We start from the raw sequence: 17,663 nt of genomic DNA on the forward strand, positions 1-17,663 counted from the left end.
GCAGGAATAATGAAGACTCCGTGTTCGTCCGGCCAAAACTCGTCCCCACTCATCGAAAGTCGATCGGTCCCACTTCCGGCGATCGCTCGGCTACACGGCGAGTCCGACATCCACGATCACCATGACGACGAACCCGGCGACGAACGTCAGCGTGGCGATGTCGGCGTACCCGTGCCCGTGACTCGCAGGGATGAGTTCCCGAAAAATGACGGCCATCATCGTGCCGGCCGCAAATCCGGCGGCGATCGGAAAGAGTCCGGTGACGGCCACCACGAGCGCGAAGCCGGCCGCGGCAGCGATCGGTTCGGGAACCGCGCCCGAGAGCGTCGTATAGAAGACAGTCTTCGTGTTCGAGAGCCCCGTTCGACTCGCGGGAATCGCCATCGCAAAGCCGTCGGGGACGTTCTGGATCGCGATCGCGGTCGCGAGTGCGATACCGACGCCTTCTAGCCCGCTCGCGAACGCGATTCCGATCGCCAGCCCTTCAGGGACGTTGTGGATCGTGATCGCGCTGCCGACGAGCAACGCGCGGCGAGCGTTCAGTTCGGTCTCGTCGGTCTCATCGGACTCCGTCGGTAACCCGGTTCCGGCCCCCTGTTCGGTCTCCTTCGGCAGTTCGGTTCCGGCCCCCTGTTCGGTCTCTTTCGACAATCCGGTTTCGGCCGTCCGCCCGGTTTCGTCCGACGCCCCGATATGGTCGATCGTGTCGGTCCCCTCGTCCCATTCGGTCCGGTTCTCACGTTCGGAATCCGGTACCGGCTCGATCTCCGCCTCGGCACCCGCTGACTCGGGGTACGTCCGGCCGCCCTCACCTCTGCCGACGAGGTGAATGTGGGGCAGAAGTCTGTTCGCGACGAGCAAGAAGACGGCACCGAGGAGGACGCCAGCGATCACCTCCCACAGCGACCCGTACTCGAGTCCCGGAACCACGAGCGCGAAGACCGCCGCGCCGAACATGATCCCCGCCGCGAGCCCGATCGCGGCGTCGTACGCTCGATGGCTGACTCGCTGCGTGACGAAGACCGGCAGTGCACCGATTCCGGTTGCAGCCCCGGCGAGTAACGCGATCACCACGACGTCAACGATCGAGACCACGGGTCACCCATTCGACGGACAACGAATATAGTAGTGGCGTTACGTCTCGGTCGCTGACGGCCCAGGTATCGATCGGCGTCACTACTGTCGTGTCCGCAGCGCCGAACGCCGCGACGGTGGTAGAGACGAGCACTGAGGCGTCGGTCCCGGCCAGTCGATCCTCGCGATCGAACCACCGAAGCATCACGTCGGCCAGTCGATCGTGAGCGGTAGCGTCGTCGACGCCGCTGGGTTCGTCGCCGGGTTGCCCCCCATAGCTTCCGAACTGTGAGTGGTTCATCGGCAGAGTTCTCTCCGTCGCGCCCGCCGGTAGATTCTCGCGGTTTGCGTCGTAGGCATTCCGATCGAGGACTGTATCCACGCTCCCGGTCACGCTCAGAACGTCGAGGTCGGTCTCCGAAATGTCACGGTCGCAGTAGGACGCGAAGAGAACGACGCCCTCGACGCGCACCGGGTGTTCCTGTGCGTATCGACAGGCCGCCACGCCGCCCAGCGAGTGCCCGCCGACGTACCAGCGATCGATCGACTGGTCGTCGACGTATTTCGCGGCTGCGTTCCGATCGAGGATCGCGAGGTTGAGCGGCATCTTCGGGATGACGACAGTCGCGTTGGCATCGCTGACGAGGGGGGCGAGCGACGCGAGGTAGGCGTCCGGATGGACGCGTCCGCCGGGATAAAAGACGAGGGCGGCCGTGGAATTGCCCGTTGTAGGCTCGAGAACGTACGTTTCTCCCTGTTCGGTGACCGTCACGTCCGTGTCGTCCTGGACGCTCTCGATACTGACCTGCGCGCCGTGGAGGGGCGTTCCGAAGACGATTATTGCGCCCCCGAAAAGCAATATTCCAATTGCAACGAGCCAGACGACGAGCCGTTTCGCCTGGCTGCGGAGCGGTGCACTCTCCATTAGTGAGAGGTTACGTCCACCGAATTAAATCCTTCCGGCTGAGTGTACTCGCATTCACCGGCGGACACACGTTAGCGAGTTCGACGCGGGTCGTCGCTCGATCCGAGCAGAATTCGATAGATGACGTAGCCGATAAGCAGGGCGAACCCGAACGTTGCGACAGTTTCTGCGAACCAGATGGCTGCGTACAGCGCTCGCGTGAGGATCCGTACGAGGACGATTCCACCGAAAACGAGGACGACGAACGCGAGCCCTCCCACTGCCGCACCGAGCCGTTCCATGCAACCAGTTCGATCGGGAGCGAAATGAGCCTACTGCACGACTTAGCGGTCGAACCGATTGTACTACCCCGCGGATACGCCTACTGTACTGCCCCGCGGATACGCCTACTGTACTGCCCCGCGGATACGCCTACTGTACTGCCCCGCGGATACGCCTACTGTACTGCCCCGCAGATACGCCTACTGTACTGCCCCGCAGATACGCCTACTGTACTGCCCCGCGGATACACTACCGTTCAGAGTCGCGTTTCACTTCCGCTCTGCTGCGGGAACGCTTTTGAAGCCCCCGAACGAAAACCCGATGATGGAACTCGATGATCATGCCGAGGATCTTGCCTCCGACCTCGGTGTCGACAAAGAGGAGGTCAAAGCGGACCTGCAGAACTTAGTGGAGTACAGCGTTCCGGTGGACGAAGCCACACAGAGCCTTCGCCGCAAGTACGGTGACGGCAGCAGTGGCGGTGGCGGAGCCCCGTCCGCGAAAGACATTGGCGAGATCACTCCCGACGATAGCAACGTGACCGTCACGGGCGTCGTCCTCACCGCCGGCAAACGATCGATCCGCTACCAGGGCGACGACCACGTCATCGTCGAAGGCCGACTCGCCGACCAGACCGGCGTCATCGACTACACCGCCTGGGAGGACTTCGGCCTCTCGCCGGGCGATACGATCACCGCGGGCAACGCTAGCGTCCGCGAGTGGGACGGCGAACCCGAACTCAACCTCGGCGAGAGCACCTCGCTGTCGTTCGTCGACGACGCGATCGACATCCGCCACGACATCGGCGGCGAGAGCGAACTCGCCGACCTTCACACGGGCGACCGCGCGGTCACGGTCGAGGTTGCCGTCGTCGAATGCGAACGCCGGACGATCGACGGCCGGGACGGCGAAACGGAGATTCTCAGCGGCGTCTTCGGTGACGAGAGCGGCCGCCTGCCGTTTACGAACTGGGAGCCGGCCCCTGAAATTGAAGCGGGTGGCCCCGTCCGTATCGAGAACGCGTACGTCCAGGAGTTCCGGGGCGTTCCCGAAGTCAACGTCTCGACGTTTTCGACGGTGACGGCGATCGATCGCGAGATTCGGGTCGGCTCGGACGCGACGACGATGGCCGTCGGCGACGCCGTCCGAACCGGCGGTATTTACGACGTCGAACTCGTTGGCAACGTCCTCGCAGTGCGTGACGGCTCTGGCCTGATCCAGCGCTGTCCGGAGTGTTATCGCGTCGTCCAGAAAGGGCAGTGTCGAACCCACGGTGACGTCGACGGGGTCGACGACCTCCGCGTTAAAGCGATTCTCGACGACGGCACCGGCACGGTCACCGTCGTCCTGGACGACGGACTGACACAGCAGGTCTACGGTGGAACGCTGGACGACGCCCTCGACCAGGCTCGGGAAGCGATGGACCAGACGGTCGTTGCGGACGCGATCCGTGATCAGATCGTCGGACGCGAGTACCGCGTTCGCGGCCACCTCTCGGTCGACGAGTACGGTGCCAATCTCGACGCCGAAACGTTCACCGAGAGCGACGAGGACCCGACGACGCGTGCGAGGGCGTTCCTCGAGGAGGTGGAGGCATGAGCGCAAACGGCGACGGTGACGACGAGATTCCGGGACGAGAGATCGCCTACCGCGTCTTCGCTGCGGAGTACGACGACGCCGATTTTTCCTACGCCGAAAGCGACGAGGAGCGAGCACCCAATTACGTCATCACGCCGACTGGTGCGCGACTCAATCGCCTGTTCGCCGTCGGGACGCTGACAGAGGTCACGTCGGTCAACGACGAGATGGTTCGCGCACGCGTCGTCGACCCGACAGGCGCGTTCGTCGTCTACGCCGGCCAGTACCAGCCCGACGAGTTGGCGACACTCGAACAGCTCGAACCCCCAGCGTTCGTCGCGGTAACCGGCAAAGCGCGAACCTTCCAGCCCGACGATTCCGATCGCGTCTACACCTCGATCCGACCGGAAAGTATCGCCGTCGTCGACGCCGACACGCGCGATCGGTGGGTCGTGACCGCAGCCGAACAGACTCTCGATCGCATCGGAACCTACGCCACAGCGACCGAGACCGGCTTGAGCGGCGAGTCACTGACACAGGCGCTCGAGGACAGCGGCATCGAGAGCGGTCTCGCGGCCGGCCTCCCGCTTGCACGCGACCACTACGAGACGACGGCCGACTATCTCGCTGCGCTGCAAAACTGCGCGATCGACGCCGTCGAAGTCGTCGCGGGCGATCGAGACCAGGTCGCACCCCTCGAGATCTCCCCCGACGAAACGCGGACCGCGAGTGAGGCGTCGTTTGCCCACCTGCGGACGCTCACGGACCTCGACCTCGACACCGTCGATTCGATCGGTGCGACCGAGGACGAACCCAGCGAACCGATCGCAGCGACGGCCGAGACGGCGGCCACCGATTCGGCTGATGAGAACAGTGTCGGCGGGACAGAAACGATCGACGTTGGAACCGGGTCCGCGACCGGAACAGCGAGTGCACGGCAGGAAACTGACGAACCAACCGAAACCACTACCCAGACCCCCGATTCCGCGGTGGACGAACTAGATGCCGAGGCGACGACGAGTGACTCGGACGGGGGAGTCACGACGACCGAAAACGATGGCGATGTGCCGACGGATGGTGCCGATGTGCCGACGGATGGGACGGATGACGAAGCGGTGCCAGCCGATTCAGGACCGGATCGAGACGACACGACGGACGAGTCGGACGACCTCGGTGACTTCGACGTTGGCGGAACGATCGCGAACGATTCGGAGTCCGAACCTGCAGGTGACGGGTCGATCGATGACGAACTCGACGATTTCGACGCCTCCGATGCGGGCGATGGAATGTACGAGATGGACGACGAAGAGCGCGAACAGATCGAATCGGAGTTCGGTACCGAGTTTTCAACCGGTGCGGACGTCGACGAGCCCGGTGAAAGCGACATCGAAGTTCCCACGTCACCAGACGAGAGTTCCGACCACGAGACCCCACCGACGTCCGACGAACCCAACCAGGAGGGAGACGGCTCCGACTCCGAATCCGAGAGTACGGCATCGGACACCGACGCTGAGCAGGACGCGGAAGCCGAGCGGGATGCGGGCGCAAAAAACGACGTCGATCTCGAGGAGTACGTCGTCGAAACGATGGGCGAGTTAGACGACGGAGATGGTGCCGATCGAACGAAACTCGTCGAAACGGTGGCCGAGGAGACTGAGGCCAGTACGGACGAGATCGAAGACGCCATTCAGGACGCATTGATGGGCGGGCAGTGCTACGAGCCGGATGACGAAACGGTGAAACCGATCTGACGACGATGCCGGACGACTCGCGCTGCGAATCACCGGACCACGTCGAACCCGTTCCCCGCGCGCCGGCTGCAACGGCCACCATTGAGGGCGATCGAGTCTTGCTCATTGCCGACTACCACGCTGGCTACGAGACCGGTCTCCGGGCCGAACGCGGCGTCGATGTCCCGAGCAGGGCACCCGATCGCCGTCAGCGACTGCTCGCGCTCATCGAGCAAACCGAGTCGTCGCGGCTCGTCGTCCTCGGTGATCTCATGCACTCGATCGGCTCCCCAGGCGGAGCCGAGCGCGGCGAACTCGAGGTGTTGTTCGAATCGATCCCGGCGTCGATCGAGGTGACAGTCGTCAAAGGAAACCACGACGGTGAGATCGAGACCTGGCTCGAGGGTGTGAGCGTCGTCTCTGGAAACGGCATTGCCCTCGGTCCAGTCGGTCTCTGCCACGGACACACCTGGCCGTCGTCAACCGTTCTCGAGTGCGATGTCGTCTGTATGGGACACGAGCATCCGTTCGTTCGACTCGAAGACGAAGTCGGCGGGACTCGCGTCGAACCGGCGTGGCTTCGCGGCCGTCTCGATCCGACTGCCTTTCGCGATCGACCGGAGTACGACGATCTCCCGTGGATCGCAGGCACCGACTCACCGCCGCTGGTGGTGGTCGTCCCGGCGTTTAACGATCTCGTCGGCGGGACGTGGATCAACGTTCCCGGGCAGTCGTTTCTCGCTCCGTTTCTCCCGTCCGGTCTGCCCGATGGCGATGCGTACTTGCTTGATGGAACCCGACTCGGGCCGTATCGATCGATCTGACTCGGGGGACCCGAAACCATCGATATCGGGTGCCGAATCTCGGACCAGTGCGCTTGAAATCCGGGTCAGTACTGCCCTCGTCGCGATCGATCCGAGACCGTCCGTGACTCCGACGATCGAGACACCGGTCGCCACCGTCCGGAAACGATCCGACTACGTCCAAGCGACTGACCCGCGACAGCCTAAACGGACGAACGATCGACGTCGATCGACCGTCAGGGCGTGTCAATCACCTTGTCCACGGGTTGGTCCCTCGACGACCCTGACGGACGTGCGGTCGTCCGGGTCGACGGCTCCGATCAGAACTCGAAGGGGGCTCCGCACCTCTCTCCCCACTCCGACGGCGACGCGATGACGAATACGTATCGTCTCACCATCTCCTTATCGTGTCACCGTCTTCGACCGGATCTCGTCTCCCGACCGCCACTGGAAATAGTAGTAGACAGTTCCGCCAATTTCCGTAGTCGAAACGGTGGCCCGGTCCGGTACGTCCTCCGGGAACGGGACATCCGGAGAGAGGACGTTATCACCGTCGTTCACCGGTGTTAGTTCGGCGTCGAGAGCGTTCGATTCCGGTTCGATCGGTCCGTGAGCGTGTGCGTCGATCCACGACGTGAGATCGTCGACGTACGCGGAGACCGTTCGGATCGTCTCGACGTCTTCGTCCGCGAGCGCCTCGAGAAACGCACGGATCTCCGCATCGAGGTCGTCGGGAGGCGTCGGTCGATCGCCTGCATCCATGCCGATCGTCGGTTGCCGTCGAGTCGGTAAAATTCTACCTGTGCGTCCGAGGTTGGCAGAGCAATGTCGGCGTCAACGAGCGAGGACTCCGTGCTCGAACTCGCGTCGCCTCGTTCAGTTCAATCGAAACTCTCTCTTTGTATTTACCGGAGACCAGCTCCGTTCTCTGCCGTGTAGCCGATCTGGAAATCTGGGCCAACCATTGTGGAGCGGTATCACGACCCATATTAATGGTACGGGTGGAGTATAAACTCAACGGGACCAGAGTTTATATATCACAGTATGGTTCTTTCGGGTGAATAGTGATAGCTGAACAACACCAACAACCGCCCCTGTCGGAACAGATCGGACAGATCCCCGACTGCCTCGACTCACCACAGTCAAAACTCGTCTACTGCTACCTCGCGGTCACCGGCGGAACAACCGTCGAAGACCTGAGTCGAACACTAGCAATGAAGAAGATGGCAATACTGAGCATTCTGAGGACGCTATCGAACGACGGGCACGTCGAAAAACGCGGAGCGCAGTACGTCGTTTCCGAGTAATCAATCGGGCACCGCTATAACGATCGATCGCGGTAATTACGCCTCTCTAAATTACGAATTTAAAATTGCGGCGGACGTCGACAACGAGGTCGTCGATCGACCTCGAACGAATCCGAGTACACTTCGTTCTGCCCCCCGAAATAAAAATTTCGGTGCCGTCAGGCGCTGTTTAGAACGTTTCGAGGTAGCGATCGAGTTCCCACTGGGAGACGTCGATGAGGTACTCCTCGAACTCCTGGCTCTTGGCCTCGACGAACTTCTCGCCGATGTGCTCGCCGAGGGCGCTGTAGATGATCTCGTCGTCTTCGAGGGCGTCGACGGCTTCCCCGAGGTTCGTCGGCAGCGTCTCGATGCCGTACTCGTCGCGTTTCTCCTCGTCGAACTCGTAGATATTCTCGCGGACCGGGTCCGGCGCGTCGAGGTCGTTCTCGATGCCTTCCAGCCCGGCGTGGATGAGCGCCGCGAGCGCGAGGTACGGGTTACACGACGGATCCGGGAAGCGCGCTTCGATGCGCGAGGCCGCCGGGACGCGCGCGGCCGGTTTACGGATCAGCGCCGATCGGTTGCGATCGGACCAGGCGACGTAGACGGGCGCCTCGTAGCCGGGGACCAGGCGCTTGTAGCTGTTGACGGTCGGATTGGTGACGGCCGTGATCGCGGGAGCGTGTTCGAGGATGCCCGCGAGGAACGAGTGGGCGGTCTCGCTCAGGTCGAACTCGTCGTCGCCGTCGTGGAAGGCGTTCTCGCCGTCCTCCGTGAACAAGGAGAGGTGGGTGTGCATACCCGAGCCGTTGATCTTCGGGATCGGTTTGGGCATGAAGGTTGCGTGCTGGCCGTGCTGGGCCGCGATCGCGCGAACGACGGTGCGGAAGGTGCCGACGTTGTCGGCCGTCGCGAGGGCGTCGTCGTACTCGAAGTTGATCTCGTGTTGGCCGCGGGCGACCTCGTGGTGGCTGGCTTCGATCTCAAAGCCCATGTCTTCGAGACCGTAGATGATGTCGCGGCGAACGTCGCTCGCGAGGTCTTTCGGCGCGAGGTCGAAGTAACCGCCGTGGTCGCCGGTTTTGGTCGTCGCGCGGCCCTCCTCGTCCTCCTCGAAGAGGAAGAACTCGGGTTCGGGGGCGGCGTTGACCGTATAGCCCATCTCGTCAGCACGTTTGAGCGCCTGCTTGAGGACGTAGCGCGGGTCGCCCTCGAACGGTTCGCCCGTCGACGTGTTGTAGACGTCACAGATCATTCGGGCGGCTGCGCTGTCTTCTTTCTGCCTCCACGGAAGAACCGCGAACGTGTCTGGGTCTGGAACCAGACGCATGTCCGATTCCTGAATACGGACGAAACCCTCGATCGAGGAACCGTCGAAGTAGATTCCCTCGGTGAACGCCTTCTCGGCCTGGCGAGCAGGCACCGAGACGTTCTTTACGGTCCCGAGAATGTCGGTAAACTGGAGTCGAAGGAAGTCGACATCCTCTTTTTCGATCTGTTCGAGCACGTCCTCTTCTACCGTGGTTAGATTTCCGTCTGTCATCTTCTACTCGAGTTAGACATTGGATTGCAGTATAAAAGCTCTGTTGTTCTGGGCGAATATCCGCGAGTAGCACGAAAAGTGACCAAATAGTAGATCTGAAGTCGCGATTAAGGGGGGTTAGAGTTACCACGTGTGGAAATTATCCGGGAAAATTGGACAATGAAGAATCTCGCGTGCAACGCGATTCTCGGTCAGGCAGGAGCGATCGTTCCCAGACACAACCACGTGAGCCACTTCGGCAGCGGTCAGGGGTGCGTCAAGAGTGGATTCGTGGCGGCACGTTATTTGTGTCGCGGCGGTAACGCGGTAACAGTGGACAGACTGGCGTCGACGCCCGCCCGCCAGATCTCGATCGAATGGCGAACCATGCCACCCCAGACAGTTCTGGGACGGCCACCGTCGGCTTCGGTTTCGCTCGCTTGCGGTCGGGTTGTGATCGTCGTCCCACAAACCGGACAGTCGTACGCGACGGCTGAACTGTCGTACGCGACGGCTGAACCGTGGCTGCGGCGGAGCCAGTCGCCGTCTGGGGGGTTTTCGTGGCCACAGTCCCAACAGTACAGCGTCGACTTGCGCTGGGCTGGCGAACCGTCGTGACTGTGTATCGGGGACCGAGTCATCGTAGAGGGTACGGGATCAAATCGTAAAACTCCTGTTCACCACGGTTTTTCGTTTTGAATACCCGCTACCGAGATTGGACCGGACCAATCGATCGCGGGACCGCGAGTCGGCTTGGACGGTGAATCGATCGGTCCGATGGCTTGCTCTGGCATGGTCGGAGGACCAGCGTGTGTAGTTGCGGACAACCGCAGGTGAGTCGAGAATATAAAGACGACACAGGGTAATCCGCAGCTACTAGTCCTCGCAGGCACCACTCTCGCGGGTGAATCGCCGTACCGTCCTCGGAACCGTCGGTGCGTTCGCGTCGATCGGAACGATTGGCTATACGACGCGAGGACCCACGGAAACGCTGGATGTCGGAGTGTGGCTCTCGGCGGAAGCAAACGAATACGAGGAGCTACCATTTCGAATCCGGGAGTATCTGACGCGAATTCTCGAACTCGATCACTGGTCGCTCAACCTCACGATCGAAGGTGTCGTGCAGGTATCGACCGAAGACGGTGCGCGCGTCACGAGTCGTGGTGAGTGGCCGAGTATCGTCGCCAGAGGTGCGATCGGTCGGGGCGGTCTCGATCCGGCCGGCGACGTTAACGTACTCGTCACCGATGGCCAGATGGAAACGGCACCGACGGGGTACGGTGCCCCACACGTCGCGTCGGTTGGCGGTGCCCGACACATCGCGGAGTTGCCACCTTTCGATGAACTGATGGCGGTGGGATCCGTTGCTGAGCAACACCGAAAGATCATCCCGAATACGACAGCGACGCGAACGATGCAAATTCTCGTTCACGAGATCGGGCACGCGCTCGGATTGACACACGAACACGGGGTGGCGTACAGGTACGGTAACGCGATCGTTGCGACGCCGATGCTCAGTAGTTATGCGTGGTCACCCTCCTACGACGGGGACACGTCACGTTGTGGGACGGAGTATACCGACCCGGCGGGACGGCGGCAAAAGCTCAGTCTCGTTTTTTCGTCGTGTGCGCGACGAGCATTAGCGACCTACAACGGAGGAGTTACGGGGTGAGACGATGGAGCAGTTTCGGGACGAGAAGGTCGCTGAGTAGACTAAGCGCTCAACCCACGGCGACAGGGTTCGAATGACCGGTGTACGAAGTGGCAAACAAACGTACGGGCGTTAGTGGCAAACAAACGTACGGGCGTTAGTGGCAAACGGTGTGATTTCGCGTACGCACGGGCGAGCGCGAAGTGAGACGATAACGATGCAGACGCCGTGGTAGCAACGAGTCGACCGAAGTAGCGGTGTTACTCTTCGTCTTTCTCGTTTTCGCCGCGAGCAAAGGGCGCGTGCTGGCCGCCGTTCGATGACATCTCCGGGTCAGGGCCCTCTATGAGGGCCTCGAAATCGTCGGCATCGTCGTACTGGTCGCGATAGACGAGCGCGGCCTTACCCATCGAGGTAATCTCGTACAGTCCCGATCGCTCGGCTGGTCCAATTTTGCGAACCAGCCCGTAGTCTTCGAGCACCGGTAATCTGGTGTTGATATTTTTTCGACTCTTACCCGTATGTGCGGCCAGATTCGTTGCGACGTTTCGCCCCTTGTCCTCGAGCTCCTTGAGTATCAAGAAGTCAGTCGGCTGACGTAATTTCACTATCTGTCACGTCCCTATCCAACCATATTTCCAGTACTGACTAATACTTTCGAATCAGTTCCCCGTCGCTAGGTCGTGTGTCGATTTGGAATTATGTAGAACGGGTGATGATATAGCAGCCCCTGTTTTGAATACTTGAGCAGTGGCTATTCATTAGGCCAGACGGGACGGCGTAGAGTTGCTAGGCAGTCAGTATTCAGAAATCCACGACAGCACCGCGATCGGTCACGTCAGTAGCTACGCCACCGGAAGAGACGTCCGCTACGGCTGTGGCGTCCGTTCCTGAGACGTGTGAGTGCTGGTGCAGCCGCTATTGCTGTCACGACCGCCGTGAACTCGGCGGAGCCAGTCGAATTGGGTTCGCATCCACGACTCGAGATCGCTCTCGAATACCCGGCTCCGAAGAACGTTCATCCGGCGTCGTCGCTCGTGACGTGGCATCTCCAGCGCCCGTTCGAGCTGTGTGGTAAACTGCGCCGTGTCGGTCGGATCGATCGACAGCGCGTGGCTGCCGAGTCGTTCGTGGACGCCGGTTCGATCGCTCAAGACGAGCACACTATCGACGTCGACGCTCGAAGCCACAAATTCCTGTGCGACAAGGTTCATCCCGTCGAGTAACGGACTGACGACCATTACGTCGGCATGGCGATAGAGCGCCGCGAGGGTTTCTCCATCCAGATACGACTCGGTGTAGACGATGGGGTCCCACCCGTCCCGTCGAAATCGACCGTTGATCCGTTCAACCTCCTCTCTGACCAGCTTGCCGTACCGCTGGTAGGTCCCGATCTCCGTTCGCGACGGGGTCGCCTTCTGCACGAACGTGAACCGTCCGTGCCAGGACGGGTTTCGTTCGAAAAACCGCTCGATCGCGCCCAGTCGTTCCGGAATCCCTTTGGTGTAATCGAGTCGATCGACGCCGAGACCGATCGCACAGTCGTGATTGATATCGAGGGAGTCGAGGACCGTCGAACGATTGTCGCCGGCAACTGCGTCCGCCGCGTGTGCGTTCGCGTCGACCCCCATCGGTGTCGCGACAACCCGCGTCGTGCTACCCTCGAACTGGATCGTTCGGGACTCCCAGTCGACCGTCGCCGCCGGGAGGTATCGATCGACACAGGCGAGGAATTGCTCGACGTACCGATCGACGTGAAACGCAAGGAGGTCGTTACCGAGTAATCCAGCGAGAATCCGGCGGCCGGCCGGACAGGTTCGATAGATTTCCACAGTCGGCCACGGAATATGCCAGAACTGGGCTACTGTCGCGGACTCCGGAACGCCGCTTCGTATCAGTCGCGGCGCGAGCGCGAAATGGTAATCCTGTAGCCAGATTACCGAGTCACCGGTCGCGTGCTCGATCACGGCATCCGCAAACCGCTCGTTGACCGTCCCATACCATTCGAAGTCCCCCACCCGATCCTCGACCAGACCGGGAAATTCGTGACACAGCGGCCAGAGAACGCGATTACTGAACCCACGGTAGTAACAGTCGACCGCCTCATCGGAGAGTCGAATCCGGCGGAGGGTGTACTCTTCCTCGCCCGGCGGAACGGCAACGCAGTGGTTCCCGTCAGTGACTGCAAAGTCCGCATCGCCGTCGCCCCAGGCGATCCATGTTCCGTTGGTCCGGCGGACGACCGGGTCCAGCCCAGCAGTCAGGCCACCCGTCGGTTCGTCGACCGAAATAGACCGATCGTCGGTTTCCTGTGCGGCGACATCGTTTGGGTTCAGGTCCGAGGCGGTGTCGGTATCCGATGGCACCCCCGCTGACTCGTACGTGTGGCGATATGGCTGGCGATTCGAGACGACAACCAATCTACCGGGGCAGGTCGGCGCGTCCCGCAGAGGTTCGACTCTCTGAGGACTTTCGACCCTTCGATCCGATCGGTCGGGCGCGATCGTCGACGACGACTTCTCTTCGGGTGTTCGCATTGACTGTATCAGAAGTGGTCCCGGACGTGTTGATTCGCGGCCTGCATCCGCATGGCGGTCTAATACTGGTGTGATCCACCCGGAACGCGATCGATTCCCTGCCAGATCCGGGGCACAGTCGTCTTTCGGCACGATGTGGAACGCCGCCGGCCTTCCGGTCGGTTCGGCGGGTCGAAACAGCGGATCGGTTCGACGGGTCGAAACAGCGAATCAGTTCAGCAGCACCGAGGTTGAGTCGATGGTCTCACACCGGGCCGGTTTGATTGCGAATTGAACTTGGCGACCCGATTTCAGAATTACAAGACACCGGGTTTCCGGTGAATATCGACCGACTGCAGAGCAGGCGTCGGACGATCGAGGTAGACCCGACGACGAACCCGTTTCGACCGGTTCACAGCCAAGTCACCGATCACGCTCGGATCGATCGGAACCGGCACCACTACACACCACGTTTCCGGTGGAGTGGTATCTCGATTCGACGATGTCTCCGTGGAAAAAGAGGAGCGTAGCGACTAAACGGTCGGGCTGTCAGTGAGACATAGACGTTCACGCCAATGTCCACGAGACGAAAACGGCACACGATCATCAAGGTAGCACACAAAATTTACGGCACCGGGCGGAGCGACACACCGGATTTCCGGTGACAGCGGGGGAAAGAGTTTCGCTCTAGCTCGATCCTGGACGGAAGAAGACGAGATCCGTGGACGACACCGTATTTCTGATGAAAACAGCGAAAAGACCAGTCACAAGACCGGTTATCGCAAGGTTGATCTGGGTCACTATAGTAACGCCGCCCTCAGATTCGAAGTACGACCCAATCAGTCGGAACCGATCCGACGCTGGTACTACTGGCCCAAAACTGACTAATTGATGACAAAACAGACATACGTGTATGTTAGTACGTGTACACGTATTCGACCGGACCTGTCGTACTGCCACCGTCAACAGACGTGCTACGAATCGACCGGTTCCGGTTGACCAGTTTCGATCAACACTTTCCGGACAACGTCGGGGTCTTCCAGAAGCTGGTGTTCGGTGTAACTGCCTTCGGCGCTACCGCCGCTCTGGCGAGACTGTTCGATGATATCCAGAAACGCGTGTTCTTTCAGGAGGTCACGTACTCGTCGCAGCGACAGCGAATCTGATCCTTCCTGACGGCAAATTTCCTCGTAAACATCGTAAATATTGGTAGTTCGAAACCCATCTTCTTCGGGCGTATTTAACGAGAGGACAGCCAGCGCCTGCAGTACGTACCGCGAATGCGGCGTCGAGCCGCGAATGAGTTCTCGGAATCGATCGGTTTCGGCCCGTTCGCGCGCCTGGACGATGAACTCCTCGCGAACGCGTTCGCTTCCGTTCGACTGGGCGATCTCCCCCGCATAGCGAAGAATGTCGATCGCTTTCCGGGCGTCGCCGTGTTCTCGTGCGGCAAGCGCTGCGGCTCTCGGGATAACCGACGGTTCCAGAATCCCATCCTTGAACGCGTCGCTACGGGCTTGCATGATATCACGAAGCTGGTTGGCGTCGTACGGCGGGAAAACGAACTCGCGTTCGCAGAGACTCGACTTGACGCGTTCGTCCATCCGGTCTTTGTATTTGATCTTGTTACTGATTCCGATCACACCGATTTTACACCGCTCGAGTTTGCCAGCCTCGCCCGCACGGGACAACTGCATGAGAATATCGTCGTCGTCGAGTTTGTCGACCTCGTCGAGAATAATGAGGACGACGCCGTACTGGGAATCGAGAACCCGCCAGAGACGCTTGTAGTAGGTGGAGGTACTCAGTCCTTTGTCGGGTATTTTTACATCCGTAACCTCGGGATCGTTTAGCGAATGCGCGATCGTCTGCACGGCCTGTGTCTCGGTGCTATCTTGTGCACAGTCGACGTATGCGAATTCCGCCGTGACCCCTTCGTCTTTGGCCACGCGGACGAGTCGTTCGGAGATGTGTTTCGCACAGAGGGACTTTCCGGTGCCCGTTTTTCCGTAAATGAGAAGATTGCTCGGACTCTGTCCGAAGATTGCAGGATTGACCGCGTTCGCGAGATCAGAAATTTCGTCGTCCCGGCCGACGATACGACCTTCTTCGGGGAGATGATTGATCTCGAGAAGCTCTTTGTTTTCGAATATCGGGTCGTCTCGAGTGAAGAGGTCGTCACCGGAACTCGACATTGGTTGTAGACACCACGTTTCCGGTGAAACATCTTTACTGTTTGGACTCGGGCACCAAAATACTCTCACAGGGATCGAGCGATCCTCTACGAATTGCTAAGACGATCGATTGGGGAGGAGAGTCGAGAGGTCGAATAGTGGCGCACACACACACCACGTTTCCGGTGAAATGGCGAAAAGGCGGGGGAGGGTGCAATTGAAACGGGGGTGTGGGAGTCGAAAGTCATGAGTTCGGAACCAGGAATTCAGCGGAAACCCGGTGTGTGATCGACAGCGATTGCTACAGTCTCAGGTGAAAGTGAGTACTCTTCAAATATTCAGAATTCAGACCCATAGCGTGCAATGTAGTGCAGTATGAAACTTGAAGAAGTGGTTTATCGAGAGAGAAGAAAAAAGGAGGAGGAAGAGAAGAAAAAAGGAGGAGGAAGAGGAGGAAAGAGGAAGATTCGGGTAAACTCAGCTCGGAGTGGTGAGTGGGATTCAATACGAATCAATACGAAATCGCCACGAGACTGCCACGAGATTACCAGTTTTTCTAATGGAGCGGTGACGATAAATCGTCAAGGTGTTTGATTTGATTTACTTAGTGGACTTTACTCTCTGCCACTACTTAACTATTTCTAATAGTTGTGCAGTTTGCTAATAGTTGCGCGCTGTATCCATTAGCAATAGCCTTTGGCTAGTTATCAATCAGCCTCTCTGTCCGATCAGCATCCGATTTTTCATTTCCTATCTCCTCTCTCCCCATCTCACACTTCCATTTCACCGGAAACGTGGTGTGCGCGCGCACATTTGGTATCCAACCCAAATACTCCTCTTCATCGAAACAGACCCTGCCCGCACGTATCTTTCACCCGCATATCCCTCAGGAGCGTTTCACCGGAAATGTGGTGTGTGTGTGTCTGCCCTCTGCTGCCACTTTTTGATGGGCAAATACTGCTTCCCAACTATCTGACACCGTTTTAACAGGTTACTCTTATCGAAAATCACCTCACGAACGCCTCACCAATCGGAACGGTAAGACAGTTCCCGTTGCGAGTGCAATTTCCAATGGACACACAGACGAAATTCACCGGAAACGTAGTGTCCTCACGGAGAGATACTATTCGAGTGAATTCGTCGGCTTTTCCCATCGCTTGAATCGAACATCATGGAGCTGAGATCGATCGAATTCACCGGAAACACGGTGTCTCTCCACCGGAAACGTGGTGTGCAAGGTCACCGGAACTTCGGTGTCTGGTTGCGTTTATCGATCCAAGTCTCTGAATCGCTGTTTCAATCCCAGTGTTCCGGGTTCGTCTTCTCTATTCACCGGAAACGTGGTGTGCCTTCTCTCTCGGATTAGCTTCACCAACGCAACGATCGTCATCCACTGCTCGCATTACACCGGAAATCTGGTGTCTGTTAGCCGGTGTGAACAGTAGGTGGTACAAAAACGACCGACGACGTATTCTGCGGTAAGTCGATCGATAAGCTGGCCGATCAGTAGTAGTACAGTTCGAGTTCGTGACCGCAGTTTCGACAACACGTCGCTTTTCCCTGGAGTCGGTCATCGTCGTCAGGACCACCGATCCCTGCACCGGCCGGGTCTCGACTCCCGATTCCAGATCCGGGAGGAACAGTCGCAGAGATGCTCGTGTCGCAGTTGGGACACCCGATAGTCATCGTTGATTGATTGGCACGAGACATACACCGTGGGTAATCGACGTTCTCCGTTAGTTATACCCGGCGTACGACCGGTAATAGAATCCGTATCGTATCGTTTTATCGTGACTACGATGGTATCCGTTCGACGGACTATGACTACCGCGCGGTTCGTTTGGGCGGAATCGAAGTCCGAACGTAATCATTGGCGACGCACCGCCAGCAACGTGTCGCCACGCACTCCGAATTGCTTTTCTCCTTCGTCGATTCTCGTTGGTTCCGGGCGATCGTGAGACGATCTCTGTGGTCCATTGCTGCGAACGGACCGTCCCGCAATCTGTAATTGACGTGACCCGGCGATTGCCGTTATCGACACTCGTCGTCACCGCGCTTTGGGTCGGATCAAATAGACTGCTCTTCGGAGCGTCCGAAACAGATCGCCGGAATAACCTCCGATCACGACGAAAGAACATCC

The 17,663-nt window shown here is 59.4% G+C and carries 15 protein-coding genes; 5 read left to right on the top strand and 10 right to left on the bottom strand.

What is annotated here, in order from left to right:
* Positions 1-90: 90 nt before the first annotated feature.
* From AC6I6L_RS09320 to AC6I6L_RS09330, 3 genes are all read right to left on the bottom strand, one after another.
* Entirely contained in the window at positions 91-1,095 is a 1,005-nt protein-coding gene (locus AC6I6L_RS09320; protein ID WP_497917480.1) for a ZIP family metal transporter, read from the bottom strand.
* Complete coding sequence (locus AC6I6L_RS09325) at positions 1,079-1,999, bottom strand: alpha/beta fold hydrolase (protein WP_497917481.1); 921 nt, start codon at positions 1,997-1,999, stop codon at positions 1,079-1,081. The genes AC6I6L_RS09320 and AC6I6L_RS09325 overlap by 17 nt, the downstream gene beginning before the upstream one ends.
* Before the next feature lie 71 nt (positions 2,000-2,070).
* Entirely contained in the window at positions 2,071-2,280 is a 210-nt protein-coding gene (locus AC6I6L_RS09330) for a hypothetical protein (RefSeq protein ID WP_497917482.1), read from the bottom strand.
* Between the two features lie 304 nt (positions 2,281-2,584).
* Here AC6I6L_RS09330 and AC6I6L_RS09335 point away from each other — a divergent pair, with 304 nt between their 5' ends.
* Genes AC6I6L_RS09335 through AC6I6L_RS09345 form a run of 3 tightly spaced genes read left to right on the top strand, consistent with a single transcriptional unit; the run spans position 2,585 to position 6,392 of the window.
* Positions 2,585-3,859, top strand: a complete 1,275-nt coding sequence (locus AC6I6L_RS09335; RefSeq protein ID WP_497917483.1) for a Single-stranded DNA binding protein — start codon at positions 2,585-2,587, stop codon at positions 3,857-3,859.
* Positions 3,856-5,589, top strand: coding sequence for an RPA family protein (locus AC6I6L_RS09340; RefSeq protein WP_497917484.1), 1,734 nt, complete (start codon positions 3,856-3,858; stop codon positions 5,587-5,589). The genes AC6I6L_RS09335 and AC6I6L_RS09340 overlap by 4 nt, the downstream gene beginning before the upstream one ends.
* 5 nt (positions 5,590-5,594) lie before the next feature.
* Complete coding sequence (locus tag AC6I6L_RS09345; protein WP_497917485.1) at positions 5,595-6,392, top strand: metallophosphoesterase; 798 nt, start codon at positions 5,595-5,597, stop codon at positions 6,390-6,392.
* A 381-nt stretch (positions 6,393-6,773) separates the two neighbouring features.
* Here the strand turns inward: AC6I6L_RS09345 and AC6I6L_RS09350 are convergent, their stop codons facing one another.
* The 3 genes from AC6I6L_RS09350 to AC6I6L_RS09360 form a co-directional block, all read right to left on the bottom strand.
* Complete coding sequence (locus AC6I6L_RS09350) at positions 6,774-7,133, bottom strand: hypothetical protein (RefSeq protein WP_497917486.1); 360 nt, start codon at positions 7,131-7,133, stop codon at positions 6,774-6,776.
* Between the two features lie 714 nt (positions 7,134-7,847).
* On the bottom strand, positions 7,848-9,203 hold the full coding sequence (gene glnA, locus AC6I6L_RS09355) for a type I glutamate--ammonia ligase (RefSeq protein ID WP_497917487.1): 1,356 nt from the start codon (positions 9,201-9,203) through the stop codon (positions 7,848-7,850).
* Between the two features lie 281 nt (positions 9,204-9,484).
* Positions 9,485-9,823, bottom strand: a complete 339-nt coding sequence (locus tag AC6I6L_RS09360; protein WP_497917488.1) for a DUF8106 domain-containing protein — start codon at positions 9,821-9,823, stop codon at positions 9,485-9,487.
* 263 nt (positions 9,824-10,086) lie between these two features.
* On the opposite strand from AC6I6L_RS09360, the gene AC6I6L_RS09365 reads away from it, so the two are divergent.
* A complete protein-coding gene (locus tag AC6I6L_RS09365) occupies positions 10,087-10,854 on the top strand; it encodes a peptidase M10A and M12B matrixin and adamalysin (protein WP_497917489.1) in 768 nt (255 codons plus the stop codon).
* 239 nt (positions 10,855-11,093) lie between these two features.
* Here AC6I6L_RS09365 and AC6I6L_RS09370 read toward each other — a convergent pair whose 3' ends face one another.
* The 3 genes from AC6I6L_RS09370 to AC6I6L_RS09380 form a co-directional block, all read right to left on the bottom strand.
* Positions 11,094-11,441, bottom strand: coding sequence for a winged helix-turn-helix domain-containing protein (locus tag AC6I6L_RS09370; protein WP_497917490.1), 348 nt, complete (start codon positions 11,439-11,441; stop codon positions 11,094-11,096).
* A gap of 261 nt (positions 11,442-11,702) precedes the next feature.
* A complete protein-coding gene (locus tag AC6I6L_RS09375) occupies positions 11,703-13,370 on the bottom strand; it encodes an alpha,alpha-trehalose-phosphate synthase (UDP-forming) (RefSeq protein WP_497917491.1) in 1,668 nt (555 codons plus the stop codon).
* Positions 13,371-14,323: 953 nt separating this feature from the next.
* Positions 14,324-15,544 carry a Cdc6/Cdc18 family protein gene (locus AC6I6L_RS09380; protein WP_497917492.1) on the bottom strand — a complete coding sequence of 407 codons (1,221 nt, stop codon included), beginning with the start codon at positions 15,542-15,544 and terminating at the stop codon, positions 14,324-14,326.
* A 354-nt stretch (positions 15,545-15,898) separates the two neighbouring features.
* Here AC6I6L_RS09380 and AC6I6L_RS09385 point away from each other — a divergent pair, with 354 nt between their 5' ends.
* On the top strand, positions 15,899-16,117 hold the full coding sequence (locus AC6I6L_RS09385) for a hypothetical protein (protein WP_497917493.1): 219 nt from the start codon (positions 15,899-15,901) through the stop codon (positions 16,115-16,117).
* Positions 16,118-17,026: 909 nt separating this feature from the next.
* Here the strand turns inward: AC6I6L_RS09385 and AC6I6L_RS09390 are convergent.
* On the bottom strand, positions 17,027-17,233 hold the full coding sequence (locus AC6I6L_RS09390) for a hypothetical protein (RefSeq protein WP_497917494.1): 207 nt from the start codon (positions 17,231-17,233) through the stop codon (positions 17,027-17,029).
* Between the last annotated feature and the right edge of the window lie 430 nt (positions 17,234-17,663).

The organism is Halosolutus sp. DAT137 (assembly GCF_059736405.1).

What these genes read in the sequence shown, in the direction of transcription:
- AC6I6L_RS09385 (WP_497917493.1), top strand. Translation starts at nt 15,899, where the DNA reads ATGAAACTTGAAGAAGTGGTTTATCGAGAGAGAAGAAAAAAGGAGGAG.
- AC6I6L_RS09360 (WP_497917488.1), bottom strand. Translation starts at nt 9,823, where the DNA reads ATGACTCGGTCCCCGATACACAGTCACGACGGTTCGCCAGCCCAGCGC.
- AC6I6L_RS09340 (WP_497917484.1), top strand. Translation starts at nt 3,856, where the DNA reads ATGAGCGCAAACGGCGACGGTGACGACGAGATTCCGGGACGAGAGATC.
- AC6I6L_RS09390 (WP_497917494.1), bottom strand. Translation starts at nt 17,233, where the DNA reads ATGTCTCGTGCCAATCAATCAACGATGACTATCGGGTGTCCCAACTGC.
- AC6I6L_RS09350 (WP_497917486.1), bottom strand. Translation starts at nt 7,133, where the DNA reads ATGGATGCAGGCGATCGACCGACGCCTCCCGACGACCTCGATGCGGAG.
- AC6I6L_RS09345 (WP_497917485.1), top strand. Translation starts at nt 5,595, where the DNA reads ATGCCGGACGACTCGCGCTGCGAATCACCGGACCACGTCGAACCCGTT.
- AC6I6L_RS09325 (WP_497917481.1), bottom strand. Translation starts at nt 1,999, where the DNA reads ATGGAGAGTGCACCGCTCCGCAGCCAGGCGAAACGGCTCGTCGTCTGG.
- AC6I6L_RS09380 (WP_497917492.1), bottom strand. Translation starts at nt 15,544, where the DNA reads ATGTCGAGTTCCGGTGACGACCTCTTCACTCGAGACGACCCGATATTC.
- AC6I6L_RS09375 (WP_497917491.1), bottom strand. Translation starts at nt 13,370, where the DNA reads ATGCGAACACCCGAAGAGAAGTCGTCGTCGACGATCGCGCCCGACCGA.
- glnA (WP_497917487.1), bottom strand. Translation starts at nt 9,203, where the DNA reads ATGACAGACGGAAATCTAACCACGGTAGAAGAGGACGTGCTCGAACAG.
- AC6I6L_RS09330 (WP_497917482.1), bottom strand. Translation starts at nt 2,280, where the DNA reads ATGGAACGGCTCGGTGCGGCAGTGGGAGGGCTCGCGTTCGTCGTCCTC.
- AC6I6L_RS09335 (WP_497917483.1), top strand. Translation starts at nt 2,585, where the DNA reads ATGGAACTCGATGATCATGCCGAGGATCTTGCCTCCGACCTCGGTGTC.